Genomic DNA, 23,490 nt, shown 5'->3' with positions numbered 1-23,490 from the left:
CGTTTTTCCGGTCTTTTTGCAGACCCTGATTATTTAAGGAGGTGAAATGCCGGTTGTAAAGGACGATCGGATTTCGATCATTTCGCCCTGCTCACCGTGGTCGAACCCATTGTCAGACGGATCCAAATATCACAAGTTGATACAAATCACGGAATCGTTCATCTGCCCGCAACAATGAGGGCAAAGGGAGAGCGCTCGAATCGCGCCGCCTGCTATGCTGCGCGCAACAACCGCGGCCGAACGTGCGCGACCGGCTGTTTCTGCCCGGCCAGGTCATTGCGGGGGTGCCCGTCAAGCCGGACCAGCACGACAGCGTGATCTTCGGCACGACGGACGCGGCCGGCCGCACGGCGAGGATCCGCCTGCCGAAATGGCATCCGCAAAAGAAGTGGGTGTTCAACGCGATCGTTGGCGACGGCGACCTCGGCGAGTCGTTCCGTCTGGTCGACCCGGGCTGCCAAAAGGTGCACGTCGGCGTCCCGTGTCTGCTAGACGTGGAGAACGGATATCTGGCGGGCGGCCATTCGGATGCGAACGGATACACCGACTACGCGCAGTCGCGCACGCCGAGCAACGTCGATCTTTCGACAGGATTCCATACGATCGGCTGAACGACGTCGGCTATCGGCTCGCCAATGCGGGCGTCGCGGTCGAGCGCGGGCTCGCGATGATCGACGCATCTCGCGCAATCGCCGGACGACGCGTATGCGCTCGACAGCAAGGGCTGGCGCTGTATCGCCTCGGCCGCAACGACGATGCGCTCGCATGGTTCGACCGCGCGATCGCGATCCTCGCGAAGGACGACGACGCGCGCGAAGCCCTGGCGATCGGACTCGAGCACAAGGGCGAAGTGCTGTGGAAGCTAGGCCACCGGGATGAAGCGCGCGATGCGTTCGCGCAGGCGGAGAAAATTCAGCCGGCGAACGCCGCGCTGGCGGAAACGTTGAAGCGGTTGAACGTGCAGGCGCGCTCGGCCGGTGCGACGGCACGCGGTACGAGCCGCACGTGACGACACGCGCGGCAAGCCGCGATCGTCGGGAAACCCCACGTCACAGCTGGCGCGGATCGTCGCGGGAGAGCATGTCGACGTGTGCGGATGCGTTCGCCATCGCGCGCGACGCGACGCATCACTCCTCGCCTTTCGGCCCCGGGTTCAACATCACGACGAAGCCGGCCACGCCGACGATCAACGCGAGGGCGCCGCCGCGCAGCACCGTCGCGGCATCGAACAGCAGGCCCGTCACGACGGCCATCATTCCGGCGAGCGACATGAACACGGCGATCGCCGCGACGACGATGCGGTACTGGCGGCGTATCATCGCGCGCGCCGCGTCATGCCGCGGCCGAGGCGGCCGGCACGTCGGCGTCGTCGCCGCGAATCAGCAGCACCGGGCACTTCGAGCCGCGGACGAAGCGCTCGGCGACGCTGCCGAGGAGCACGCGCCGGATGCCGCGCCGCCCGTGCGTGCCGACCACCGCGAGATCGATCCCGCGCTCCTTCACGTAGCGTTGCAGGCGTTCCGCGATGTCCTCGCCGATGCTCTCGGTCTCGACCAGTTCCGCGTCGCCCTTCGCGCCGGCCAGCGCGATGACCTGTTCGGCTTCGCGCAGCACCTTGCGCCCGTCGTCGCGGATTTCCTCGACGAGCGCATGCGGATCGATACGGCCCGCATACGTGAACAGCACCGACTTGTCGACCACATACACGGCGCTGACGTGCGTATTGCCCGCCAGCGCCACCTTCACGGCCTCGGCAAGCGCCTGTTTCGACGAAGCGCTGCCATCGACGGCCACCATGATTTTCTCGTACATGCGAACCTCGCTGGGGTGAACTGCCGTGCGCCCTGTCGCGCGGCCATGTCACCATCATCGGCCGACAGCGGGTTCCCGTCTTGACGACGATCAAGCCGGCAGACGTCCGGCCTGCGACCGGACGACGCGGGCGCCCGGACAAGCGGCCAAGCGGAACCGGCAGTGCGAGCCACGTCGTCGATCAGGCCGCCGATCCGCATGTCGGTCGGAGCGTCCGGGCGGATTCCGCCGGCTTCCGTGCTCGCGTTGCCGCTCTCGATCCCGACACGACCGAACAGCCATCGCGCCGAAGGCGCTATCATCAACCATGCGACTTTCGTCCGGCCCTTTTTTGCCGGCCCCACTTTCAACTCGCTCAACCGACATGACAACGACTATCGAACGCGTGGACGGCGCCGCCCAGCATCTCGTCGCCGCCCGCCATGCCGGCTCGCCCGGCCCGCTGTTGCCCGATGCACTGCGTCCCGACGACATCGAGACCGCGCTCGCGATCCAGCAGCGCGTGGCCGATTTGCTCGGCGAACCCGTCGGCGGATGGAAATGCGCGCTGCCGCCGCCCGATCGCGTGATCCTCGCGCCGATCTTCGCGTCGACGATCCGCGAAGCCGATGCACCGTACCGCGTCGTCGGCGGACCGATCGTGCGGATCGAACCGGAAATCGCATTCGTGCTCGATCGCGACCTGCCCGCGCGCGAGCACCCGTACGACGAAGACGACGTGCGCGCGGCGATCCGCGAGGTGCGCATCGTGCTCGAGGTGCTCGGCTGCCGCTACGCGGAGCCCGCGCGCGCGTCGAAGTTCGAGCTGCTGGCCGACGGGCAATTCAACCAGGGCCTGTGCGTCGGCCCGGTCGTGCCCGATGGGTTGAACGTGCCGCTCGCGACGCTGGCGTTGTCGTTCGAAGGCGCGCTGAACCGCACGATCGACGGCAGCCATCCGGACGGCGATCCGCTCAAGCCGCTGGTGTGGCTCGTCAATTTCCTCGCGTCGCGCGGCGACGCGGTGCGCGCCGGCCAGATCGTGACGACCGGCTCGTACGCGGGCGCGATCGACGTGCCGCTCGGCGATGCGCTGACGGTCCGCTTCGGCGAGCTCGGCAGCCTGTCGGTGACGTTGACCGCGTGACGGTTCGGTCGCTTTCACGCTCCCGTCCGCCATGTCGCTGACACCGCTTCCCGCCCTGCTCGACGCGACGCTGCGCACCGTCGCGCGCCGTTACCGGCTGCCGCCGCTCGACCGCGCGTCGGCGCTGACCGACGCGACGAACCCGGCCACCGCGCTGGCGATCGTGATCGAGGAAGCGCGCAGCATGCGGGCGGACGGCCACGCGCCCGGCGCGGACTTGCGGCAGCGCTTCATCGACGCGCTCGGGCGGATGATCCGCGATGCGATGGATCCGTCGTCCGGCGATCCGTCGTTTCAGGCATCGGTGCTGCGCCACGATGCGCCGAACGTGCGCGAATACGCGTCGTTGTCCGCGCACGCGGAGCAGGACCGGCGCGCGCTGCACTCGGCCGTCAATGCGATCGCGCACCCGGCCAAGCTCGAGCGCAGCGCCCACGCATGGCAACGCGACGGCCTCGCGCGCCTGCACGCGGCCGCGGCCGCGGCGTCGTGGGCCGAACTGCACGCGGCGCTCGCGCACCTGCTCGCGCGGCCCGAGACGGCGACCGACGCGGCATTCGAGCAGGACATCGTCAGGCTCAAGGACAGCCCCGCGCTCGAACGCATGCTGCGGCTCGATGCGCTCGCCGCGGACGAGGACGTCCGTCGCTACCGCGCGCTGTGGGTGCGGCAAGGGCCGCTCGTCGGCAGCACGGTGGCCGTCGCGCAAGGCGCCGCGTCCCAGCGGCGCGGCGCGGCCGTCGAAGCGCTGGCGGCACAGGCGCTCCGCGCGGTGGCGAGCCGGCTCGACGCGGTGGACGAGCAGCGTACCTACCGCGTGGTCACGTCGATGCGCGTGCCGTCGTCGATCCCGGGCCGGCACGACCGCGCGAAAACCGAATGGGACGCGATCCTGCTCGAACGGGCGCGCGGCGGCGACCCGGCGCCTGCGTGGAACGTGCGCTTCCTCGTCGAGGCGAAGGCCTCCGCGGATGCCGCGACGACCGATCTGCCGCGGCTGCTGCGCGGCCTGAACCTGCTCGCGCAGGCGGATCCCGACACGGTCTATGCATTCGAGACGCATCAGGGCACGGTGCGCGTGCATGGCGCATCGCTGCACGCATTGACGACCGACGAAGCGGCGCTGCCGCGCGAAGTGCTGTATTGCTGCGACGCGTCCGCGGACGCGACGCCGCGCCTGCTCGGCGCCGCGAGCCGGATGCAGTTGCTGTCCGCGCAGGCGAGCCTCGAATACGCGAGCGCGCTCGCGCGGCGGCCGGACGCCGATCCGGACGGCCTCGGCGTCATCTGGCATGCCCTGCTGACGCTGCCGCAATGGCAAGCCGTGCTGCATCAGTACCCGTCGTTGCGGCAAGTGCGCGAGCTGATGGTGGCCATCGACGATTTGCGCGCCACGCTCGACGAAATGGACGACGGAGGCATCGCCAGCAGCGTGTGCGCGTGAGGCGCGGGCACGGCCGCGACGCTCGCGCGCGCCCGGCTCGGTTGGCGCCCCGCCGGCCGTCACGCGGCGTGAGGTACGATACGCGCCGGGGCAGCGCGCCCCCCCCTGAGAGACCCGGCCGTCGCGGCCCCTAACCAGCACAAGAAAAATGCGAAAAACACCGACGCTGCACCGCCACCTGTTCTCCGCGCTGGCGGCCAGCCTGCTCTGGATGCCGGCCGCCCATGCCAGCGGCGACGACGGCTGCTACGTGCCGACCACGCTCCGGCAGGCTTCATACTCGTGCGGCAACGTGCCGATGCTGACGCCCGCCAACGACACGCGCATCAACGCGATGCTGATGATGGCCGACAGCGCCAAGGTCGCGCAGGTGTTCCCGGACCCGAAGACCATCCCGGCGAAAGAGCGGATCAACCAGATCGTCGTGCCGTTCCCGATGGATTTCTCCGGATGGATCTACATCGGCCAGAAGGAGCCCGACAAGATCGGTAGCGCGGCGGACGCCGATGCGTCGTCGAACCGGTACGCGGACGGCGAAGGCAGCATCTGCCGCAGCATGAGCGCCGGCGCGGACGCGTTCAACGAAGCACTCGGCAGCGCCGGCGGCCTGCCCGCCGACGAAGCCGCCCGCCTGCGCGCGGCACGCGCCGACATCGCGCAGAAAACCTGTGGCGCGGGCGCCGCGAGCGCCGCGTGGGCGAAGCCGCCGGTCAAGTCGCCGCTCGGCCAGCAGTTCGCCGCGTACCTCGACGGCACGAACGCGTTCTATCGCGCCGACTTCCTCACCGCGACCCGCGCGTTCGCGAACGCATCGCACAGCGCGGACCCGTGGCTGAAGGAAACCGGCCTCTACATGGCCGGGCGCGCGCAGTTGAACGCCGCGCAAGCCAACGTATTCGACCACGACAGCCCGACGCCGACGCGCGCGCGCGTGACGAAGGTGTCGCTCGACGCGGCGAACACCGTGTTCCGCACCTACCTGAAGGTGTATCCGAAGGGACGCTATGCGGTGTCCGCGGCCGGGCTGTTGCGACGGGTCGCGTGGCTCGGCGGCAACGTCACGCAGCAGGCCGACCTGTACGGCCATGCACTCGCGCGCTGGTCGCCGGCGACGTCGAACGTACCGCTGATGCAACTGGCGAACGAACTCGACAGCAAGCTGCTGTTCGGCCCGGAATTCGACGCCGGCCAGATCCAGTCGCCGACCGTGCTCGCCACCGTCGACCTGCTGCGCATGCGCGCGTCGGACAGCAGCGATGCGAGCCGCAAGCCGATGACCCTCGACGAACTGCAGGCGCAGAAGCCGCGCTTCGCGAACGCGCCCGCGCTGTACGACTACCTGCTCGCGACCTGGTACGTGCAGATCGGGCACAAGCCGGACGCCGCCCTCGATCTGCTGCCGCGGACGCCCGCCGCGCCGCTCGACTACTTCGGCCTCAGCCAGCAGGCGCTGCGCGGGTTCGCGCTGGAGGACAGCGGCCAGAACGACACGGCCCGCCAGCTGTGGCGCGACCTGATCCCGCTCGCGAAATTCCGCTTCCAGCGCGAAATGCTGGAACTCGCGCTCGCGATCAACCTGGAACAGGCCGGGCTCGTCAACGACGCGTTCGCCGACGATTCGCTCGTGCAGAACGCCGCGATCCGTGCGGTGCTGCTGCAGCGCGCGGCCAATGCCGACCTGTTGCGCGCGCAGGCGCAGAATCAGGCGACGAGCGGCGCGCTGCGCGACACCGCGCTGTATACGCTGCTGTACAAGGAACTCACGCGTTCGCACTACGCGGACTTCCTCGCCGATACCGCGCTGGTGTCGGGCACGCCCGCCGATCCGTTGAAGCCGTTCATCGCCGCCGGCGCGAAAAACGACGACGGCTACACGTGCCCCTCGGCGCGCGACATCGCCGCGACGCTGCAGCAGAATCCGGCCGATCCGAAAGGGCTGAACTGCCTCGCCGATTTCGTGCGCGTGCATCCGCCGGCGTCGGGCCTCGAAATCGATCCGGTGCCCGCGTGGGTCCGCAACGGATCGAGCGCGGCCGCCACGCGCGTGCCGCCGACACTCGGCGCGGCGCCGTCGCAGTTCGCCGGCAAGCCGTACGAGCGGATGTCGAGCTACGTGACGGTGATGGCCGATACGCAGGCGAACCCGAACGATCGCGCGTACGCGTTCTACCGTGCGATCAGGTGCTATGCGCCGGCCGGCGCCAACGAATGTGGCGGCAAGGAGGTGTCGAAGAGCACGCGCAAGCGCTGGTTCGACACGCTGAAGACCGCCTATCCGGGCAGCCCGTGGGCGCAGAAGCTCCGCTACTACTGGTAGGTCGCATGAAGCGCATCGCGTGCGTCGCGCTGCTGCTGGCCGCGCGCGTCGCGCTGGCCGGCACCGTCGACGCCGCGCGGTACGACGCGTTCTGGCTATGGGCCGGCGTGAAGCCGCAGGCGGTCGTGCGCGACGCGCGCATCGTCTACGTGCTGCAAGGACAGATCGAGGCGTCGCCGCGGGACGAGTCGCAGGTGCGCGTGATCGCGCAGGGCGTCGCGCTGCCGCCCGCGCCCCACGCGCGCGTGTGGCTCGTCTATCGTGCGCATACGCTGCGCTGGACGCCGCGCGTCACGCGGATCATGCTCGCGCAGCTCGCGCGCTGGCGTGCATCGGGCCGCACGATCGCCGGCATCCAGATCGATTTCGATGCGGGCACGCGCCACCTGCAGGATTACCTCGCGTTCCTGCGCACGCTGCGCGAGACCTTGCCCGCCGATTGCCGGCTCAGCATCACGGGGCTGCTCGACTGGAGCAGCCGCATCGATACCGACCAGGTCAACGCGCTCAAGGGCATCGTCGACGAGGTGGTCGTGCAGACCTACCAGGGCCGCCGCACGATCCCCGACTATGCGGCGTACCTGCCGCGCGTCGCGCGGCTGCAACTGCCGTTTCGCATCGGCGTGATCCAGGGCGGCGACTGGGACGCGCCGCCGTATCTCGCGACGAACCCGTGGTTCCGCGGCTACGTCGTGTTCCTGCGCAACGGCTGAAACCCGTCCACGCTGATAACGGGCCGCACGCGACGCCAACGAAGCGGTAACGCCGAACGCCGCGGCAGTACGCTGCACTAAGCGGCGCCCGCGATCATGCTGCCGAGCCCGGCGAGCGCAATCGCGAGCAGCGCGAGCGCCGACGACGCCGAGATCCATCGCTGCTTCCGATGCATCGCCGGGTGGTTGATCGCCGCCATATAGCCGGTCAGGATCGTGAAATCGACCGCGATCCACAACGCGGCGAGGATCGCGAGGCTCACGCGCGAATCGGGCGTGATGGCGACGAACTGCGGAAAGAACGCGACGAAGAACAGCAGGTCCTTCGGGTTCGCGATGCCGACGAGGAAACCGCGCACGACGCCCGGCAAACCGCGCGGCCGCGCCCCGGGGCCGCCCGCCGCGGGTTCGCCCGCCGCGGGTTCGCCCGCGGCCGCTTCCCCCGCGGCCGCGCCGTCGCCGCCACGCTCACGGGCGGCGCGCCATTCGCCGAGCAGCGTCCGGATGGCGAGCCCCGCGATGAACAGGCACCCCGCGACATGCAGCCCGGCAAGCAGGCGGGCGCTGACCATCACGACGCCGAACACCATCAGCATCGCACCCGCGATCATCACGAGGCTCGCGGCGTTCGCGCCCACCGCGGTCAGCACGCCCTGACGGAACCCGCGTCGCGCGACGGTGCCCGTCACGAGCATCACGACCGGGCCGGGCGTCGCGATGAGCAACACGATCGCGGCGAGGTAGGCGAACAGCAGCGGGTAATGGAACGTCATGACAAAAAGTTCAGTTTGATGAGTCGCGGACGTACACGTCACAGTGGCATCATGGAGGCCCGATATCGCGAAAGACACGGCGATAAGCAGTATCACGCGCCCGATCTGCCGAGCTAAAACGGAAAATCCTGTCTGATGACATGAGTTTTATTCATACTCGAAATCCATGAAAGCCAAACCGCTTCCGCCCGTCTATGCGTTGCGCGCATTCGAGAGCGCCGCGCGCACCGGCTCGTTCACGCTGGCCGCCGAGGAACTGAGCCTGACGCAAAGCGCGGTCAGCAAGCACGTGAAGACGCTCGAGGCCTACTTCGGCCGGAAGCTGTTCGTCCGACGCGGGCCCAGGATGACCGTGACGGCGGAAGCCCATATCTTCGCGGCCGGCCTCAGGCGCGGGTTCCGGCAGATCGAGGAAGCGTGCATGCTGTTCCGCACGCAACGCGACGTGCTGCGGCTCAAGGCGCCCTCCACGCTCACGATGCGCTGGCTGCTCGACGCGCTGGCCGCCTTTCGCGGCACGCGGCCGGCGTTCGAGGTGCAGATCGCGAGCGTGTGGATGGATGTCGATACCGTGGATTTTTTCAGCGAATCCTACGATTGCGCGATCCTGCTCGGCGCGGGCAAGTTCGGCGAAAGCACGCATTGCGTGAAGCTGTTCGACGAATGGCTGATTCCGGTGTGCTCGCGGGCCACCGCCACGCTCGCGCGTACGAATCCCGCCGCGTGCGAGCTGATCCATCCGTCGCCCGACCGGCGCGACTGGCGCCGCTGGCTCAACGGCAGCGGTCACGATCTCGATGTGGACATCACGCGCGGGCAGGTGTTCGACATGCTCGAACAGGGGATCGCGGCGGCCATCGCCGGCCACGGGATGTCGATCGGCGACCTCGCGCTGTGCGCGACGGCCCTCGACCAGAAGCAGCTCGTGCTGCCGTTCAAGACGGCCGTGAGCACCGGCGATGCGTACTACCTCGTGTGGCCGGAAGACTCAGCGAAGGCCGCGCAGGTGCGCGAGTTGCATGCGTTCCTGGCCGGCCGGATGCCGCGCCTCGCGCATCCGGGCGTTCGCTTCGTCGATTTGGGGTGAAACAGAGGGCGGGCGATCGGCCCTTTTGCACGCGCGGCCGGATCGCCTGCTTTCAATCGCGGCGCCGCCCGCCGCGGGGTGCCGGCGCCGCCACCGTCATGCCCGCACGAACGCCAGCAGATCGGCGTTGAGCACGTCCGCATTGACCGTCAGCATGCCGTGCGAATAGCCCGGGTACGTCTTCAGCGTGCCGTTCTTCAGCAGCTTGATCGACTTCAGCGCGGCATCCGCGATCGGCACGATCTGATCGTCCTCGCCGTGCAGCACGAGCGTCGGGACGGAGATCGACTTCAGGTCGTCGGTCTGGTCCGTTTCCGAAAACGCCTTGATGCCGTCGTAATGCGCCTTCGCGCCGCCTTCCATCCCCTGCCGCCACCAGTTGCGGATCACGCCCTGGTGCACGGTCGCGCCTTCGCGATTGAACCCGTAGAACGGACCGCTCGCCACGTCGAGGAAGAACTGCGCGCGATTGTCGGCGAGCGCTTTCCGGAAGCCGTCGAACACCTCCAGCGGCAGGCCTTCGGGGTTCGATTCGGTTTTCAGCATCAGCGGCGGCACCGCGCTGACCAGCACGGCCTTCGCGACGCGGCCGGCCGGCTCGCCGTGCTTCGCGACGTAGCGCGCCACTTCGCCGCCGCCCGTCGAATGGCCGACATGCACCGCATTGCGCAGGTCGAGCGCCTCGACGACCGCGAACGCGTCCGCCGCGTAATGGTCCATGTCGTGGCCGTCCCAGACCTGCGCCGAGCGGCCGTGCCCGCGCCGGTCGTGCGCGATCACGCGATAGCCGTGCTGGACGAAGAACAGCAGTTGCGCATCCCAGTCGTCGCTGGAAAGCGGCCAGCCGTGGTGGAACATGACGGGCTGCGCGTCTTTCGGACCCCAATCCTTGTAGAAAATCTCGACGTTGTCCTTCGTGGTGACGTATGGCATCGCGGTACTCCTGTGAGGTGGATGAACGTGGCGAACGGGCCGCTGCCATTATCGGCTTTATTGTGAAACCACGACGCCATCGTGCAATGCGATGGCCGATCCTCCACCAGCAGGAAACGGACGCGGCGGCACGCGTCAGCCGTCCGTCGACACCGTCAGCGCCTCCCACGCGCGGATTTCGTCGTCCAGCGCCGCCAGCTTGCTCCGCACGAGCCGCAGCGCGTCGCTGCCGAGCAGCAGATGCGCGGGCGGATGGTCCGCCGCGATGACGGCGAGCATCGCCCGCGCGGCCTTCGCGGGGTCGCCCGGCTGCTTGCCGCTCTTTTCCTCGCGCGCACGGCGGATCGGGTCGAACAGCGCGTCGTAGTCGGCGATCGAGCGCGGCGTGCGCGCCATCGAGCGGCCGGCCCAGTCGGTGCGGAACGAACCGGGCGCGACGGCCGTCACCGCGATGCCGAACGGCTCGAGTTCCTTGCCGAGGGTCTCGGAAATGCCCTCCAGCGCGAACTTGCTGCCGCAGTAGTACGCGATGCCCGGCATCGTGATGTGCCCGCCCATCGACGTGATGTTCAGGATGCGGCCGCGCCGGCGTTCGCGCATGAACGGCACGACGGCCTTCATCATCGCGACCGCGCCGAACACGTTCACGTCGAACTGCCGGCGCATCTCGTCGAGCGGCGACTCCTCCATGATCCCTTCGTGCCCGTAACCCGCGTTGTTCACCAGCACGTCGACGGCCCCGACGTTCGCCTCGATGTCCGCGACGACGCCGTCGATCCGCTCGAAATCGGTCACGTCGAGCACGCGTGCGACGGCCGCCTGCGCGGACAGCGCCTCGAAGTCGCGCGCCGCCTGCGCGCTGCGCACCGTGCCGACCACCGTGTGGCCGGCGGCCAGCGCTTCCTGGGCCAGCGCGCGGCCGAAACCGCTGCTGACGCCGGTAATGAGCATGATGTTGCCGGATGCCATGTGAGCTTCTCCCGAATGTCGATTCAAGCGTGCATACTAGTCTGACGAACGACGCTAAATAAGCCCGATTCCGCTGATTTTCTTGCACAAAACTATGAGCACCGTGTCCGTCTCCGCCCAACCTCCAGCGCTGTCGCCGCGCGACCGGAAGCGCCTGCTGGCGCTGCTGCGCGCGCTGGCGCCGAACGAGGGCTACAACCTGACCGCGCTGCCGAGCGTGCGCATCCTGCGCTCGAACCGCGCGCAGTCGCGCACGCCGGTGCTGTACGACCCGGGCATCGTGATCGTGTGCCAGGGGTCGAAGCGCGGCTACTTCGGCGGCGAGTGCTATCTGTACGACGAACACCATTACCTGGCCGTCTCCGTGCCGGTCCCGTTCAGCATGGAAACCGACGCGACGCCGGAGCGCCCGCTGCTCGCGCTGTACCTGCACCTCGATTTCACGCTGGCCGCCGAACTCGCCGCGCAGATCGACCGCGTGGGCGTCGCGGAAACGGTGCAGGCGCCGAAGAGCATGATGTCGACGCCGATGGACGAAGCGATGCACGCGTCGGTGCTGCGTTTCGTCGACGCGATGCAGCGGCCGCTCGACGCCGCCGTGCTCGGCCCGGCGCTGCTGCGCGAGCTGTATTTCCGCGTGCTGACCGGCGCGCAGGGCCACGCGATGCGCAGCGCGCTGGCGATGCGCGGGCAATACGGCCGGATCGGGCGGTCGTTGCGCATGATCCACGCCGATTACGCGCGGCCGCTCGACGTGTCGCAACTGGCCGACGAAGCCGGCATGAGCGTGCCGAGCTTTCACAGTCACTTCAAGGCGATCACGCAAGTGTCGCCGATGCAGTACCTGAAATCGACGCGGCTGCATCAGGCGCGGCTGTTGATGGTGCGCCAGGACCTGACGGCGGAGGCGGCCGGCTATGCGGTCGGCTATACGAGCCCGTCGCAGTTCAGCCGGGAATTCAAGCGCCTGTTCGGCTTGACGCCGGCGAAGGAAGCGCAGCGCATGCGCGCGAGCTTCGCGATTCCGGAAGCGTTCGACGATGCGGTGTTCGTGTCGTCGCATTGACGTCGTTGACGTGTGCCGAACCCCGGCCGCGACGCACGCGTTCATCGCGCCGCATCGAGCGCGCGGCCGGGCGGCGACTTCAGGATGAACGCGGTCACGCCCCGGATGCCCTGCGGCGCCAGCGCGAGACTTCGGCTCTCGGGCCGGCGGCTGGCCGTCGCGGTCGCGGACAATACCGAGGCAGTGATGGCAGAATTCGGCGACCAGTCGCCCGACCACGCGACGCTGACGACCCATCCGGTCATCGCGCTGCTCGCGGTCGAGTCCATCAAGGCCGACGTGAGTGGCCGCGTCTTGATCGACGCGATGAGTCCGGCAGAATACCGGAAAGTGCTGAAGCATCCCCACATGCAGGCGATGCTCGCACCGCTCGACAAACAGGGCTGACCCACACGAGATACCGATGACCCAGTACACCTTCCGCCTGCTGAACGTCTTCGCCGAATCGACGTTCGGCGGCAACCCGCTGTGCGTGTTCGATGATGCGCGCGGCATGGACGACGCGACCATGCAGGCGCTGGCCGTGCAGTTTAATCTGTCGGAGACGACCTTCGTGCTGCCGTCCGAGCGCGCGCATGCACGCGTGCGCATCTTCACGCCCGGCTACGAGATGGCTTTCGCGGGCCATCCGACGCTCGGCACCGCGCACGTCGTGCGGGACCTGCTCGAGGCAGGCGATGCGCTGTCGCTCGAATTCAAGGCCGGCGTCGTCGACGTCGCCGCGCGCGGCGACGTGTGGACCTTCATCGCGCCGCACGCCGGCATGCCGAACACCGCGCCGTGCGCGTTGCCGAATGCGCAGGTCGCGGCGCTGCTAGGGCTCGCGGAAAGCGATCTGCTCGCGCCGCCGCTGTGGGTCGACACCGGTGCCGACCAGTTGCTGGTCGCGCTCAAGGACCCGGCCGCCGTGCGGCGCGCGCAGCCCGATAGCGCGCACCTCGACGTCTGGCCGCGAAGCAGCCTCGGCCGCAAGACCGCCTATGTGTTCGCGTTCGACGCCGCGCGCCCGGGAACGGTCGTGTCCCGCTACTTCTTCGTGAAGCAAGGCGGCGGCGTGTCGGAAGACCCAGGCACCGGATCGGCCTGCGCGAATCTGGGCGGCTGGCTGCTCGCCGCCGGACACGATCTGCCGGCCGCGTTTCGGGTCGAGCAAGGCGAAGCCGTCGGCCGGCCCTGCCTGCTGCGCTTGTCGGTCGATGCCGCGGGCGAAATCGGCGTCGGCGGGCGCGTGATCGAAATCGGGCGCGGCGTGATCAACGTGTGACCGACGCACGCCCGCCGATGCCGACGCCGACGCTCATCGCGCGCCTACCCGCCACACCGTCACTTCGTGCAGCGTCTCGCCCGGCTTGAGCGCCGTCGACGGGAAGGCCGGATGATTCGGCGAATCGGGAAAATGCTCGGCCTCCAGCGCGAACGCATCGGTTTGCCGGTAGGCCGTCCCGCCCTTGCCCGCGACACTGCCGTTCAACCCGTTGGCCGTATAGAACTGCAGCCCCGGCTGCGTCGTGTACAGCTCGAGGAACCGCCCGGACGCCGGGTCGTAAGCGCGCGCGGCAAACGCCGGCGCCGTCTGGCCGCCCTGATCGAGCACCCAGTTCTGATCGTAGCCATGCGCGATCGCAAGCTGCGGATACGCATCGCGCAAATGCGCGCCGATCGGCGTCAACTGGCGCAGATCCATCGGCGTGCCCGCGACGCTCGCCAGTTGCCCGGTCGGAATCGACGTGCCGTCGGTCGGCGTGAAACGCGATGCGGCGATCTCGATCAGTTGCCGCTCGACGCTGCCGGCCGCCTGCCCCGCCAGATTGAAGTAGCTGTGGTTGGTCAGGTTGACGACCGTGTCCCGGTCGGTCGTCGCGCGGTAGTCGATGCGGATCTCGTCGTCGCGGGTCAGCGTGTAGGTGACGTCCGTCGTCAGCGTGCCGGGGAAGCCGTTCTCGCCGTCGGGGCTCACGTAGCGCAGCGTGACGCTCGAACCGGCCGCGTCGCTGTGCGTGCCGGTGACCTTCCACACCTTCGCGTCGAAACTGTCCGGGCCGCCGTGCAGCGTGTTCGGCCCGTCGTTGACCGGCAGCGTCCACGTCTTGCCGCCGAGCGTGAAACGCCCGCCCGCGATGCGGTTCGCATACCGGCCGATCAGCGCGCCGAAATGGATGTTGCCGTTGTGCGCTTCGTAGTCGCGCAGCGAATCGAAGCCGAGCACGATGTCGGCAACGTGGCCGGTGCGGTCGGGCACGTCGAGCGCGGTCACGATGCCGCCGTACGTGATGACTTTCAGCGTCACGCCGTGCCGGTTCGCGAGCGTGTACTGGCTCACCGCCTGCCCGCTCGCGGTCGTCCCGTAATCGGCGCGGCTGATCGACACGTCGGGCGCCGCCGATGCGACGGCTGCGTGCAGCCCGAACGTTGCGAACACACCTATCGCGAGCATCGGTTGTCGCGGCCAGCGTCGTTTCATGAAAATCTCCAAGGTGGTGCGGCCCGTGCAGGCGCGCAAGTTGCATGCCCGCACGGCGCCACGTTTGCCATGCTGCGCGCATCGTCCGCCCGAGCGAGCGCCGCCATGAACGCCGTCTCCGCCGATATCGCACGCACGCTGCGCGCCGCCCGCGATGCCTGCTTCGGCGCGGCGGCCGTGTGGCCGCTCGTCGAGCGCGCATACGGCGAGCCGCGGCGCTTCGATCACACGCTCGCGCATCCGGCGGAATTGTTCGCGCACCTCGCGCCGTATCGTACGGAACCGCCGTGGCCGGCCATCGAGTTCGCGGCAAGGGCCCATGACGTCGTCTACGCGACGACGCTGCAGGACGACGCAGACAACGAAGCGCGCAGCGCTCGTGCGGGTCGCGAACACGCACTGTACCGCGTCATGGTTGCACGCGCACGCATCGCATCCGTCCATGGCCCGCGATCTCGTGCTGGCCACGCAGTCGCACCGGCTGCCCGAAACATACGCCGCCGATCCGCCATGGCAGCGCGCGGTGCGGACCGGCGCACGCCGCCTCCGCATCGCGACGATCACGATCACGTATGGTCCGCGCGCCACCGGCGAGGCGTGACACCGGTCAAGCGCGTGAAGGTTCGCGAGAAATGGCTTTGATCCGCGAAGCCGCACGCGGCGGCGATCAGGCTCAACGGCACGTCCGGGTTGCGCATCCATTCCTTCGCCCGTTCGACGCGCTGCACGATGAGCCAGCGATGCGGCGGCAGCCCGGTCGTCCGATGAAACGCCTTGACGAAATGACTGCGAGACAGCCCGCACGCGCTCGCCACGTCGGCCAGCCCGATGTTGCCGTCGAGATGCGCGAGCAGCAGCTCTTTCGCGCGGCGTGCCTGCGACGGCGTGAGCTTGCCGTCCGACTTTTCCCGCCGTTCGCCGATGCCGCCGTACCGGCACGCGACGTGCGCCTGAAACGCCAGCCCCACGTGATCGATGAAGATCTGCGACGCCTCGTCCGGCCGGGCCAGCGCGGGCAGCAGCGCGCGTCCGAGCGCATGGATGACCGAATCGTGGGTGCTCAGATGCGGCGGCAGATAAAGCTGCGGCCGCCGTCGGCCGCCGAGGTCGTCGACCGTTTCCTCGAGCGTGTGGCGCGGCAGATGGAAATGCAGGCAATCGAACGCGCCCTTCAGGTCGGCCACCCAGCGACGGTCGAGATCGTAGATCGACACGGTTCCCGCGTCGTACGGGACGAACGGCGCGGGGCGGCCATCGAGCCACAGATCCTGTTCGCCGAACGCATGCAACTGCAAGACGATCAGATCCGTATTCTCCAGTTCATAGGGCGCGGTCAGCCCCATGTTCCGGCGCAAGGTCTTGAGTCGGACGATACCGATTTGCCCCTTCGGCAACGCCTGCGTGACGATGGTCTGCCTGACGTCGGCCGGGATGAAATCGGAGGATGCGGTGTCCGGCTGAGCGGTGGTCATGGGACGATGCGAAGACACGAATGGCAGGAGTGGCCACTCTAGCAAATCCCGGTGACGCACGCCGCTCGCGCCGCGGCGGCACTGGTATGATGCGCCAGCCACCCCCTACCGGAATTTGCGATGAAGCTGTCATTCGAAGCGCTCGAAGCCCTGGACGCGATCGACCGCACCGGAACCTTTGCCGAAGCCGCGGAACTGCTGCATCGCGTGCCGTCCGCGCTGACCTACCTCGTGCAGAAACTTGAAAGCGATCTCGGCGTGGCGCTGTTCGACCGCAGCGGCCGGCGCGCGAAACTCACGCATGCGGGACGCATCGTCGTCGAGGAAGGCCGCCGCCTGCTGCGCGCGGCCGAGCAACTCGAACTGAAGGCGCTGCGTGCGCAACAGGGCTGGGAAACGGAAGTGCGCGTCTGCATCGACGAAATCCTGCCGTTCGGCGCGCTGTGGCCGTACGTCCACCGCTTCTACGCGCTCGGAATGGACACGCGGCTGCGGCTGTCGACCGAAGTGCTCGGCGGCGCGTGGGATGCGCTGATTTCGCGGCGGGCCGATCTCGTCGTCGGCGCGGCGGGCGAACCGCCGGAATTGCCGGGCATCGTCGCGCGGCCGATCGGCTCGCTCAGGCACGTGTTCGCGGTCGCGCCGTCCCATCCGCTCGCGGCGTTGCCCGAACCGCTCGCGATGGCGTCGGTCGTCCAGTATCGCGGCGCGGTGATCAGCGATACGTCGCGCGAATTGCAGCCGCAGTCGGTCGCGATCGATGCGGGCCAGCCTTACCTCGCGGTACCGACGCTGGCCGCGAAACTGGAAGCGCAATGCGAAGGGCTCGCGGTCGGCACGCTGCCGGAATGCATCGCGGCGCGCGCGATCGCCGACGGCAAGCTCGTCGCGCGCCAGGTGACGGGCATGCGCGACACCACGCACTGCTATCTCGCGTGGCGCGGCGACGAGGCGGGCCGCGCGCTGCACTGGTGGGTCGAGCAACTCGACCAGCCGGATCTCGTCGAGCGTTTCACGACACCCGACTGACGCGCCCGTTCACCGCCCGCCGGCACGCCGAGGCCGCAAGCGCTGCCGCCCGGCCGACCGCCGACGACTGACGGCCCGGCATCGCACGCGTCACGCAGCGCCCCGGCACGGCGCCACGCGCCGCGACGGCAAGCGCACGTCCATCCCGTCCCGCCGGCGACCCTCACGATCCACGCCGCGCGTCAGCCGAGCGAATCGTGCAGCCGCTTCATTTCCTTCTCGAGCCATCCGATCAGGCTGAACCCCGCGTGCGCCTGCTCGACCGGCGGCATCATCATCCTTTCCTCGGTCGCGACATGTTCGGTGAGCGACTCGCACATCAGCCTGCCGAGCGCCGGCTTCCTGCCGATCAGCGCCGCCAGATCCTCGCTGCGAAGCTGATGCACGGTCATCGCGGTCACCGCGTGGACGGTCGCATGAAGCCGCGTGCCGGCGAGCACGACCGACTGCCCGATCGCATCGCCGGGCGCCATCCGCCGGACTTCGACGTCGCCCGCCGCGCCCGGCACGAACACCGCCGCGACGCCCGATTCGACGATCGTCAGCACGCGCGACTCGGCATTCGACGCATAGATCACGTCGCCCTTGCCGAACGAACGCGATACCAGCGCATCGGCCAGCACAGCCAGATCGTCGTCGTCGACGCATGCGAACAATTCGACCGCCCGCAACAGCAGCAGCCGGCGCGATACCGGATGCGCTTGCGATGTGGATGACGACGCACACGCCGGCGCGGCGCCCGCGAGCGGCCGCCACGCGACGCCCGCCGCAGCCAGGTGCCGATGCGCGAGATCGTAGAGCGCGTTGCGCACGGTGGTTTTCTTCTGCAGTGCGTCGACGTAACAGATGAGTTCGTACTGGATCGCGTTCGCGCGGAACGCCTTCACGACGGCGATCGGCGCGGGGCGCGCGAGCACGTCGAGCGAACTCGCCGCGGCGCGCTCCAGTGCGCCGACGGCGACGGCCGGCCGCACCGCGGGATCGAGGTCGAGCGCGAGCGTGACGCCGTGCAGGCCGGCCGGCTCGCTGAGGTTCACGATCGTGGCGCGCGCCGCCGCGCTGTTCGGCACGACAACGAGGTTGCCGAGGCTGTCGATCAGCTTCGTCGCGCGCCAGTTGCTCTCGACGATCCGCCCTTCGAGCTCGCCGATCGACACCGTATCGTCGAGCCGGAACGGTTGCGTGGTATTCAGCACGAGCCCGGAGAACACGTCGTTCAGCGTGTTCTGGAGCGCGAGACCGAGTATCACCGCGACGGCGCCGGAGGTCGCGACGAGGCCGCTCAACGGCAGGCCGAGCACGTAGCCCAGCGCGGCCACCGCAGCCGTGCCGAACACAATGCCCGCGGCGATGTCGTGAAAGAGCCGCTGGCTGTGCCATGCACGCGGCAGCAGCAGATGATTGAGCAGCAGGCTGAACACGATCGCGCACTGGAGCCACCATGCGATGCAGATCGCCTGGACCGCGATCCTGTCGAGCCCGCCGATCGATGCGGGCACCGCGAGCGGGCTCACGCCGGTCGCGAACAGCACGGCGCTCAGCGCGGCGAACGCCGCACAGCGCCGGATCGCGCGCGTCACGGGGCGCGCGCGCCCGAACAGCCGCCACGCGGCGAGATCGGCCAGCACGATCGGCGCGCCGTAGATCGCCGTATCGGAGAAATTCAACATGTCGGATCGCCATCGCGGCGCGCGAAAGGGTCAAGGCGGCAAGACGAACGTCGCCGCGGGAACGGAATCATCGGACGCATCGCGTGCCGGCCGTCGTCGCGCCGGTCGCGGCTAGTCGCGCCGGCGCGCGACGCCCGGCAACGGCAACACGTAGCGGCCGGCGCCCGCGATCGCGATCGTGCCGAACAGGATCAGCAGCATCCATGCGAACTGCGCTTCGCGCAGCGGCCAGTCCGGGTGCACGAACACCAGCGCGACGAGCGTGACGATCATCACCGGCAGCGCCGCGAGCCTCGGGAACAGGCCGACGATCATGAGGATCGGGCACACGACCTCCGCGAAGATCGCGAACACGATCGACAGCGTGCGGCCGAGATGGAACGGATCCTCGATGGCGGCGGCTTCGGCCGTGTAATGCAGGATCTTCGGCAGGCCGTGAACCACGAGCAGCAGCACGCTGGCCGATACACGCAGGAACAGCAGGCCGAGATCGGTCGCGTGGCTGGAAAGGTCGGAGTGGGCAGGATTCATGCGGCGTTTCGTCGATTGAGCGGGATGCACGGCGGCGTGCGCCGGGTGGCATGCCGCGCGGGCACGCCGTGGCGGCGCATGCCGACGGCATGCCGGCGCCCGCCGTTCAGGCAATCTACGCGTGCCGCCTGCCGCTGTCCTGTATCCGGGCTGAATCGTTCTGAAACAGACGAGCGGCGCGCGAACCCGGCGTCACGACTCGCGCGACGGCAACTCGGCCTCGGCCGCATCGAATCCGAGCGCGTGCACTTCCGACCACGCATCATGCGCCGCCTGCGTCGACTCCGCCGTATGCGCGAGCGCAGCCGCATACGCGGCCAGCAATCGCACGCGCGCATCGTCGGACACCAGGGCGGCATCCGCGTCGCGCATCGCATCGAGCGCGACGCGCGCGCGCTCCCGACATTCGTCGACGAGCGACAGATCGAACAGGCAAGGCACCGCGACGGCCGCGAGCGCGATGCCGAGCGCCGCGTCGCCGCGCGCCGAAAATGCCCAGTCGAGCGCGGCACGCAGATTGCCGAGTTCGCGCCGGACCGCGTCGAGCCGGGTCGTGCCGCCCGGCTCGACGCCCGGCTGCTCGCCGCCGTGGGTCGCGCTCCGGAACAGCGCGAGGAAGTAGGCCGCATGCGCGCGGGCGGCAGCCTCGCCCTCGCCGTGACTGTCGAGCTGCTGTTGCGCGTAGGCCCGCGTGGTCGTCAGCAGCCGGTAGCGCGGCGCGCCGTGCGCGGTCTCGAGGATCAGCAGCGACTTCGACACGAGGCCGGCGATCGTATCGAGCAGGTCGGCGCCGGCCAGCCCGTTGGCGCCGACGACCTCGCGCACGGCCTCGATCGCGAAGCTGTCGCGGAACACGCCGAGCCATCGCAGCAGCAGGCGCTCGGACTCCCCGAGCAACCGGTAGCTCCAGTCGTACATCGCCTGCAGCGTCTGATGGCGCGGCAACGCGGTGCGAAAACCGCCGGTGAGCAGCCGGAAGTGATCGTCGAGATGCGCGGCCAGCACGTCGATGCCGAGCACGGCGGCGCGTGCCGCGGCCAGCTCGATCGCGAGCGGCAGGCCGTCGAGGCGGCGGCAGACCGACGCCATCAACGACAGGCTGCGCGCATCGAGCGGAAAGCGCGGATCGGCCGCGCGGGCGCGCGCGGCGAACAACTGCACCGCGCTCGCGCTCATCGCCTCGTGATCGCCGGCGTCTTCGCCCGGTATGTCGAGCGGCGGCACCGGGCACACGCGCTCGCCATGGATGCGCAGCGATTCCCGGCTCGTCGCGAGCACGCACAGCCCGTCGTCCGCATCGGTGAGCGCGCTCGCGATCCGCGCGGCGGCGTCGAGCAGGTGCTCGCAGTTGTCGAGCACGAGCAGCATCCGGCGCCGCGCGACGCTGGCGAGCACCGCTTCGAGCGTCAGCGAGCCGGTCGGCTGCGTGATGCCGAACGCGCCGGCGAGCGCGTCCGGCACGAAGCGCGGACACGCGACGGTGGCGAGCGAAACGAATACGGTGCCTTCCGGAAAGCGCGCGTCGGCGCGCGCCGCCGCTTCGATCGCGACCCGCGTCTTGCCGATGCCGCCCGCGCCGACGAGCGTCACGATGCGCGCCGTGCGCAGCGCGGCCAGCACGTCGGCGACCGTCTGTTCGCGGCCGAACAACGCGCCCGGCGCGGCGGACGGCCGCCACGTCGCCGGGCGCACGGGCGCGGCGCCCGCGTCCTGCCCGGAAACCAGCCGATAGCCGCGACCGGGTACCGTCACGATCAGGTTCCGGTCGCCGGCCAGCGCCTTGCGCAGCGATGCGATGTGCACCTGCAGGTTGTTTTCTTCCACCACGGTGTGCGGCCACACGCGCTGCATGATTTCATCTTTCGATACCAGCGCACCGTTCGCCCGAATCAACAGTTCGAGAATTTCGAATGCGCGGCTGCCGATGCGCAGCAGCTTGCCGTTCGAACGAATTTCACGTCTGTCGAGAAAAACGTGAAGTGTTCCAATCCGGATCATGGGAATTTCTTGAGGGTGACATTCAACGGCGCCCGGCTGAAATCGGGTGCCGGTTCGCCATCAATGCTACGGTATTTGCATGATCGAATGATTCAAATTATCAGAATGGACGGCTCGAATTTTTTGAAATGACGAAAATGCCGCGGCAGGCGCGGCGCCCGACACGTCCGCATGCACCGGCATGCGGCACGACGATGCCCGTTTCATGTGCAAATCATGGATGCGCCCATGAACGCGATTTCGATATATCAGACGAAATTGCCGAGCGCGGAAATGCCGCGCATTTTCCTTTTCGATTCGCCCGGCCGATTCCCGATTCATTTTCCGCTCGATCCGTTGCACCGGCCGAATATCCGCGGGATTATCGGCATCCGCCTCGAATCGATTGGCCGCGCGGCGCCGCGGCGCGCGCTCAGGACCGCGCGAACGCCAGCAGCTCGTCGTTCAGCCGCGTCGCGTGCGTCAGGTAAAGCGCATGCGGACCGCCTTCGTAGACGCTCAGCGTCGCATGCGGGATCAGCTTCGCCGTCGCGGCGCCGGTCAGCGCGAGCGGAACCGTCTGGTCGTCCTCGCCGTGAATCACGCGCGTCGGCACGTCGAATCGTTGCAGGTCGGCCCGAAAATCGGTCTCGGAAAACGCGCGAACGCAATCGAGCGTGCCCTTCAGCCCGGCCTGCCACGCCATGAACGACGTCCAGTCGAGCGCGGCGCGCGAAACCGTCGAACCGTCGCGGTTCGACCCGGTAAAGAGGGGCCAGAAGCCGTCGAGAAAGGCGGCGCGATCGGCCGCGATGCCCGCGCGAATGCCGTCGAAGAGCGCGACGTCCACGCCTTCCGGATGATCGTCGCGGCGCGCGATGAGCGGCGTCACCGAACCGATCAGCACCGCCTTCGACACGCGCTTCGTGCCATGCCGGCCGATGTAGCGGGCCACCTCGCCGCCGCCCATCGAAAAGCCGACGAGCGTCGCGTCATGCAGGTCGAGCGTGTCGAGCAGCGTCGCGAGATCGTCGGCCAGCGTGTCGTAGTCGTAACCGCCCCACGGCTGGCCGGAGCGGCCGAAGCCGCGCCGGTCGTATGCGATGCAGCGCAGGCCGTGCGACGCGAGATGGTGCATCTGCACGTCCCACATGTCGGCATTCAGCGGCCAGCCGTGAATGAACACGACCGGGCGGCCGCTGCCCCAGTCCTTGTAGTGAATCGACACGCCGTCGCGGGTGGTGAACGTGCTCATGAGGGTTCCTTTCGAATAGGGAAGCCGCGCCCGCGGATGTGGGCGCGGCCGAAGCGTGCGGCGCGGCGCGTCATGCCCGGGACTGCCGGGAGGCGAACTGCTCGAGCGCCGCCGCGAGAATCATCTCGCGGCAGTTCGCGGGGCGTCTCTCGCCGCGCCATTGGGGTTTGTAGATCACGTCGCCCACCCGGATCGGTTGCCCGGTGAGCGCGCAGCGCGCCAGCCTGCGCGCCTTCGCGCAGATCCAGCGTTGCTCGTCGTAGCGACAGCGCGTCGGATCGCTCCATGACACCAGCATCGACGAATCGGTCTGCCGCTCGACGGCGACGATCGCGCTGCGGCGGCGCACGTCGCCGCTCGATGGCGTCGGCGCGTCGTCCCGATGCGGACGACAGGAGCCGTCCGCCGTCCGCTCGCGCGGCATCATCCGGAGGCTCGCGGCGGGCGACGGCCTGAGCGACGTGATCATGTGCTCCCAACGATTGAAGGCGTCCATGGCGGCTTATCCAGGCAAGTGACGGGCGGTGCGGGCGTGGGGGCCCGCTCGCGTCGCGGCAAACGCACGGCGGGTGACCCGATGCTGACGATAGTCGCCGTGCGCTGAAGAGTCCCGGTCGCGCGCTTAATTTTTCTGCAGTGCGGCAATGCCGCTCGCGGCGCCGCGGCGTTCAAGAAAATTCAGCCGGATTTCAGTACGGCGCGCACCGCGCCGGGATACGCTCCTGACGGCATTCGTTCGTCCGCGCGCACCAGCCGACGCGGCGGCGCACGCCGGACGGCCGCCGGGCGGGATGGCCGCGGCCGGCCGCCACCGATCCACCATCCCGCGCGGCCTCGCCGCCGCACACCTCAGGA

23 protein-coding genes and 1 pseudogene are annotated in these 23,490 nt (G+C 68.8%); 12 read left to right on the top strand and 12 right to left on the bottom strand.

All coding sequences use genetic code 11. The annotated features are described in order from the left end of the window. Positions 1-242 precede the first annotated feature (242 nt). Both WS64_RS35295 and WS64_RS35290 read left to right on the top strand, forming a co-directional pair. Positions 243-611, top strand: coding sequence for a hypothetical protein (locus WS64_RS35295; RefSeq protein WP_060967376.1), 369 nt, complete (start codon positions 243-245; stop codon positions 609-611). Positions 612-667: 56 nt separating this feature from the next. After that, complete coding sequence (locus tag WS64_RS35290; RefSeq protein ID WP_060967375.1) at positions 668-1,009, top strand: tetratricopeptide repeat protein; 342 nt, start codon at positions 668-670, stop codon at positions 1,007-1,009. A gap of 118 nt (positions 1,010-1,127) precedes the next feature. Here WS64_RS35290 and WS64_RS19630 read toward each other — a convergent pair whose 3' ends face one another. Both WS64_RS19630 and WS64_RS19625 read right to left on the bottom strand, forming a co-directional pair. Then, positions 1,128-1,319, bottom strand: a complete 192-nt coding sequence (locus WS64_RS19630) for a DUF2964 family protein (RefSeq protein ID WP_060967374.1) — start codon at positions 1,317-1,319, stop codon at positions 1,128-1,130. 13 nt (positions 1,320-1,332) lie between these two features. Further along, positions 1,333-1,812 (bottom strand): universal stress protein, encoded by a 480-nt coding sequence (locus WS64_RS19625; RefSeq protein WP_060967373.1) that lies wholly within the window; start codon positions 1,810-1,812, stop codon positions 1,333-1,335. A gap of 364 nt (positions 1,813-2,176) precedes the next feature. Between WS64_RS19625 and WS64_RS19620 the strand changes: the two genes are divergently transcribed. The 4 genes from WS64_RS19620 (at position 2,177) to WS64_RS19605 (ending at position 7,412) form a co-directional block, all read left to right on the top strand. Next, a complete protein-coding gene (locus tag WS64_RS19620; protein WP_060967372.1) occupies positions 2,177-2,938 on the top strand; it encodes a 2-keto-4-pentenoate hydratase in 762 nt (253 codons plus the stop codon). A 31-nt stretch (positions 2,939-2,969) separates the two neighbouring features. Beyond that, complete coding sequence (locus tag WS64_RS19615) at positions 2,970-4,382, top strand: hypothetical protein (protein WP_060967371.1); 1,413 nt, start codon at positions 2,970-2,972, stop codon at positions 4,380-4,382. Positions 4,383-4,530: 148 nt separating this feature from the next. Beyond that, entirely contained in the window at positions 4,531-6,699 is a 2,169-nt protein-coding gene (locus WS64_RS19610) for a PA5441 family protein (RefSeq protein ID WP_060967370.1), read from the top strand. Between the two features lie 5 nt (positions 6,700-6,704). After that, positions 6,705-7,412, top strand: a complete 708-nt coding sequence (locus tag WS64_RS19605) for a DUF3142 domain-containing protein (RefSeq protein WP_060967369.1) — start codon at positions 6,705-6,707, stop codon at positions 7,410-7,412. Between the two features lie 77 nt (positions 7,413-7,489). On the opposite strand, the gene WS64_RS19600 is transcribed toward WS64_RS19605, so the two are convergent. Further along, a complete protein-coding gene (locus WS64_RS19600) occupies positions 7,490-8,185 on the bottom strand; it encodes a LysE family translocator (RefSeq protein ID WP_060967368.1) in 696 nt (231 codons plus the stop codon). Positions 8,186-8,351: 166 nt separating this feature from the next. On the opposite strand from WS64_RS19600, the gene WS64_RS19595 reads away from it, so the two are divergent. Beyond that, positions 8,352-9,272 carry a LysR substrate-binding domain-containing protein gene (locus WS64_RS19595; protein WP_060967367.1) on the top strand — a complete coding sequence of 307 codons (921 nt, stop codon included), beginning with the start codon at positions 8,352-8,354 and terminating at the stop codon, positions 9,270-9,272. Between the two features lie 96 nt (positions 9,273-9,368). On the opposite strand, the gene WS64_RS19590 is transcribed toward WS64_RS19595, so the two are convergent. After that, positions 9,369-10,205 (bottom strand): alpha/beta fold hydrolase, encoded by an 837-nt coding sequence (locus WS64_RS19590; protein WP_059640728.1) that lies wholly within the window; start codon positions 10,203-10,205, stop codon positions 9,369-9,371. Between the two features lie 135 nt (positions 10,206-10,340). Beyond that, a complete protein-coding gene (locus WS64_RS19585; protein WP_060967366.1) occupies positions 10,341-11,174 on the bottom strand; it encodes an oxidoreductase in 834 nt (277 codons plus the stop codon). Positions 11,175-11,268: 94 nt separating this feature from the next. Here WS64_RS19585 and WS64_RS19580 point away from each other — a divergent pair, with 94 nt between their 5' ends. From WS64_RS19580 to WS64_RS19570, 3 genes and pseudogenes are all read left to right on the top strand, one after another. Then, the gene (locus WS64_RS19580; protein WP_060967365.1) at positions 11,269-12,240 is read left to right on the top strand and encodes an AraC family transcriptional regulator; all 972 of its coding nucleotides are present in this window, start codon (positions 11,269-11,271) and stop codon (positions 12,238-12,240) included. 111 nt (positions 12,241-12,351) lie between these two features. Continuing rightward, positions 12,352-12,627 (top strand): annotated as a pseudogene (locus WS64_RS19575) (TrmB family transcriptional regulator); the annotation flags it as partial. Positions 12,628-12,643: 16 nt separating this feature from the next. Further along, positions 12,644-13,504 carry a PhzF family phenazine biosynthesis protein gene (locus WS64_RS19570; RefSeq protein WP_060967363.1) on the top strand — a complete coding sequence of 287 codons (861 nt, stop codon included), beginning with the start codon at positions 12,644-12,646 and terminating at the stop codon, positions 13,502-13,504. A 33-nt stretch (positions 13,505-13,537) separates the two neighbouring features. Here WS64_RS19570 and WS64_RS19565 read toward each other — a convergent pair whose 3' ends face one another. Next, positions 13,538-14,701: an aldose epimerase family protein gene (locus tag WS64_RS19565; protein WP_060967504.1), complete on the bottom strand. Its 1,164-nt coding sequence runs from the start codon at positions 14,699-14,701 to the stop codon at positions 13,538-13,540. Between the two features lie 442 nt (positions 14,702-15,143). Between WS64_RS19565 and WS64_RS34415 the strand changes: the two genes are divergently transcribed. Further along, positions 15,144-15,302: a hypothetical protein gene (locus WS64_RS34415; RefSeq protein WP_155720454.1), complete on the top strand. Its 159-nt coding sequence runs from the start codon at positions 15,144-15,146 to the stop codon at positions 15,300-15,302. On the opposite strand, the gene WS64_RS19560 is transcribed toward WS64_RS34415, so the two are convergent. Next, positions 15,268-16,173, bottom strand: a complete 906-nt coding sequence (locus tag WS64_RS19560; protein WP_060967362.1) for a helix-turn-helix domain-containing protein — start codon at positions 16,171-16,173, stop codon at positions 15,268-15,270. The two genes, WS64_RS34415 and WS64_RS19560, sit on opposite strands and share 35 nt — an antisense overlap. A 120-nt stretch (positions 16,174-16,293) precedes the next feature. Between WS64_RS19560 and WS64_RS19555 the strand changes: the two genes are divergently transcribed. Then, the gene (locus WS64_RS19555) at positions 16,294-17,202 is read left to right on the top strand and encodes a LysR family transcriptional regulator (protein ID WP_059574869.1); all 909 of its coding nucleotides are present in this window, start codon (positions 16,294-16,296) and stop codon (positions 17,200-17,202) included. Between the two features lie 182 nt (positions 17,203-17,384). On the opposite strand, the gene WS64_RS19550 is transcribed toward WS64_RS19555, so the two are convergent. From WS64_RS19550 to WS64_RS19530, 5 genes are all read right to left on the bottom strand, one after another. Next, positions 17,385-18,872, bottom strand: coding sequence for a mechanosensitive ion channel family protein (locus WS64_RS19550; protein ID WP_060967361.1), 1,488 nt, complete (start codon positions 18,870-18,872; stop codon positions 17,385-17,387). Positions 18,873-18,983: 111 nt separating this feature from the next. Further along, entirely contained in the window at positions 18,984-19,403 is a 420-nt protein-coding gene (locus WS64_RS19545; RefSeq protein WP_060967360.1) for a DoxX family protein, read from the bottom strand. Between the two features lie 192 nt (positions 19,404-19,595). Beyond that, complete coding sequence (locus WS64_RS19540; RefSeq protein ID WP_060967359.1) at positions 19,596-21,401, bottom strand: winged helix-turn-helix domain-containing protein; 1,806 nt, start codon at positions 21,399-21,401, stop codon at positions 19,596-19,598. Between the two features lie 412 nt (positions 21,402-21,813). Then, the gene (locus WS64_RS19535) at positions 21,814-22,635 is read right to left on the bottom strand and encodes an alpha/beta fold hydrolase (protein WP_060967358.1); all 822 of its coding nucleotides are present in this window, start codon (positions 22,633-22,635) and stop codon (positions 21,814-21,816) included. Positions 22,636-22,705: 70 nt separating this feature from the next. Next, positions 22,706-23,131, bottom strand: coding sequence for a DUF3331 domain-containing protein (locus WS64_RS19530; RefSeq protein ID WP_060967357.1), 426 nt, complete (start codon positions 23,129-23,131; stop codon positions 22,706-22,708). Positions 23,132-23,490: the final 359 nt, after the last annotated feature.

The sequence above is a fragment of the Burkholderia anthina genome, from assembly GCF_001547525.1.
Classification (GTDB): domain Bacteria; phylum Pseudomonadota; class Gammaproteobacteria; order Burkholderiales; family Burkholderiaceae; genus Burkholderia; species Burkholderia semiarida.
Note: the sequence above shows the minus strand (reverse complement) of the source record. Positions and strands in the feature narration are given on the sequence as shown.

What these genes read in the sequence shown, in the direction of transcription:
- WS64_RS35290 (WP_060967375.1), top strand. Translation starts at nt 668, where the DNA reads ATGATCGACGCATCTCGCGCAATCGCCGGACGACGCGTATGCGCTCGA.
- WS64_RS19630 (WP_060967374.1), bottom strand. Translation starts at nt 1,319, where the DNA reads ATGATACGCCGCCAGTACCGCATCGTCGTCGCGGCGATCGCCGTGTTC.
- WS64_RS19625 (WP_060967373.1), bottom strand. Translation starts at nt 1,812, where the DNA reads ATGTACGAGAAAATCATGGTGGCCGTCGATGGCAGCGCTTCGTCGAAA.
- WS64_RS19620 (WP_060967372.1), top strand. Translation starts at nt 2,177, where the DNA reads ATGACAACGACTATCGAACGCGTGGACGGCGCCGCCCAGCATCTCGTC.
- WS64_RS19615 (WP_060967371.1), top strand. Translation starts at nt 2,970, where the DNA reads ATGTCGCTGACACCGCTTCCCGCCCTGCTCGACGCGACGCTGCGCACC.
- WS64_RS19610 (WP_060967370.1), top strand. Translation starts at nt 4,531, where the DNA reads ATGCGAAAAACACCGACGCTGCACCGCCACCTGTTCTCCGCGCTGGCG.
- WS64_RS19605 (WP_060967369.1), top strand. Translation starts at nt 6,705, where the DNA reads ATGAAGCGCATCGCGTGCGTCGCGCTGCTGCTGGCCGCGCGCGTCGCG.
- WS64_RS19600 (WP_060967368.1), bottom strand. Translation starts at nt 8,185, where the DNA reads ATGACGTTCCATTACCCGCTGCTGTTCGCCTACCTCGCCGCGATCGTG.
- WS64_RS19595 (WP_060967367.1), top strand. Translation starts at nt 8,352, where the DNA reads ATGAAAGCCAAACCGCTTCCGCCCGTCTATGCGTTGCGCGCATTCGAG.
- WS64_RS19590 (WP_059640728.1), bottom strand. Translation starts at nt 10,205, where the DNA reads ATGCCATACGTCACCACGAAGGACAACGTCGAGATTTTCTACAAGGAT.
- WS64_RS19585 (WP_060967366.1), bottom strand. Translation starts at nt 11,174, where the DNA reads ATGGCATCCGGCAACATCATGCTCATTACCGGCGTCAGCAGCGGTTTC.
- WS64_RS19580 (WP_060967365.1), top strand. Translation starts at nt 11,269, where the DNA reads ATGAGCACCGTGTCCGTCTCCGCCCAACCTCCAGCGCTGTCGCCGCGC.
- WS64_RS19570 (WP_060967363.1), top strand. Translation starts at nt 12,644, where the DNA reads ATGACCCAGTACACCTTCCGCCTGCTGAACGTCTTCGCCGAATCGACG.
- WS64_RS19565 (WP_060967504.1), bottom strand. Translation starts at nt 14,701, where the DNA reads ATGAAACGACGCTGGCCGCGACAACCGATGCTCGCGATAGGTGTGTTC.
- WS64_RS34415 (WP_155720454.1), top strand. Translation starts at nt 15,144, where the DNA reads ATGGCCCGCGATCTCGTGCTGGCCACGCAGTCGCACCGGCTGCCCGAA.
- WS64_RS19560 (WP_060967362.1), bottom strand. Translation starts at nt 16,173, where the DNA reads ATGACCACCGCTCAGCCGGACACCGCATCCTCCGATTTCATCCCGGCC.
- WS64_RS19555 (WP_059574869.1), top strand. Translation starts at nt 16,294, where the DNA reads ATGAAGCTGTCATTCGAAGCGCTCGAAGCCCTGGACGCGATCGACCGC.
- WS64_RS19550 (WP_060967361.1), bottom strand. Translation starts at nt 18,872, where the DNA reads ATGTTGAATTTCTCCGATACGGCGATCTACGGCGCGCCGATCGTGCTG.
- WS64_RS19545 (WP_060967360.1), bottom strand. Translation starts at nt 19,403, where the DNA reads ATGAATCCTGCCCACTCCGACCTTTCCAGCCACGCGACCGATCTCGGC.
- WS64_RS19540 (WP_060967359.1), bottom strand. Translation starts at nt 21,401, where the DNA reads ATGATCCGGATTGGAACACTTCACGTTTTTCTCGACAGACGTGAAATT.
- WS64_RS19535 (WP_060967358.1), bottom strand. Translation starts at nt 22,635, where the DNA reads ATGAGCACGTTCACCACCCGCGACGGCGTGTCGATTCACTACAAGGAC.
- WS64_RS19530 (WP_060967357.1), bottom strand. Translation starts at nt 23,131, where the DNA reads ATGGACGCCTTCAATCGTTGGGAGCACATGATCACGTCGCTCAGGCCG.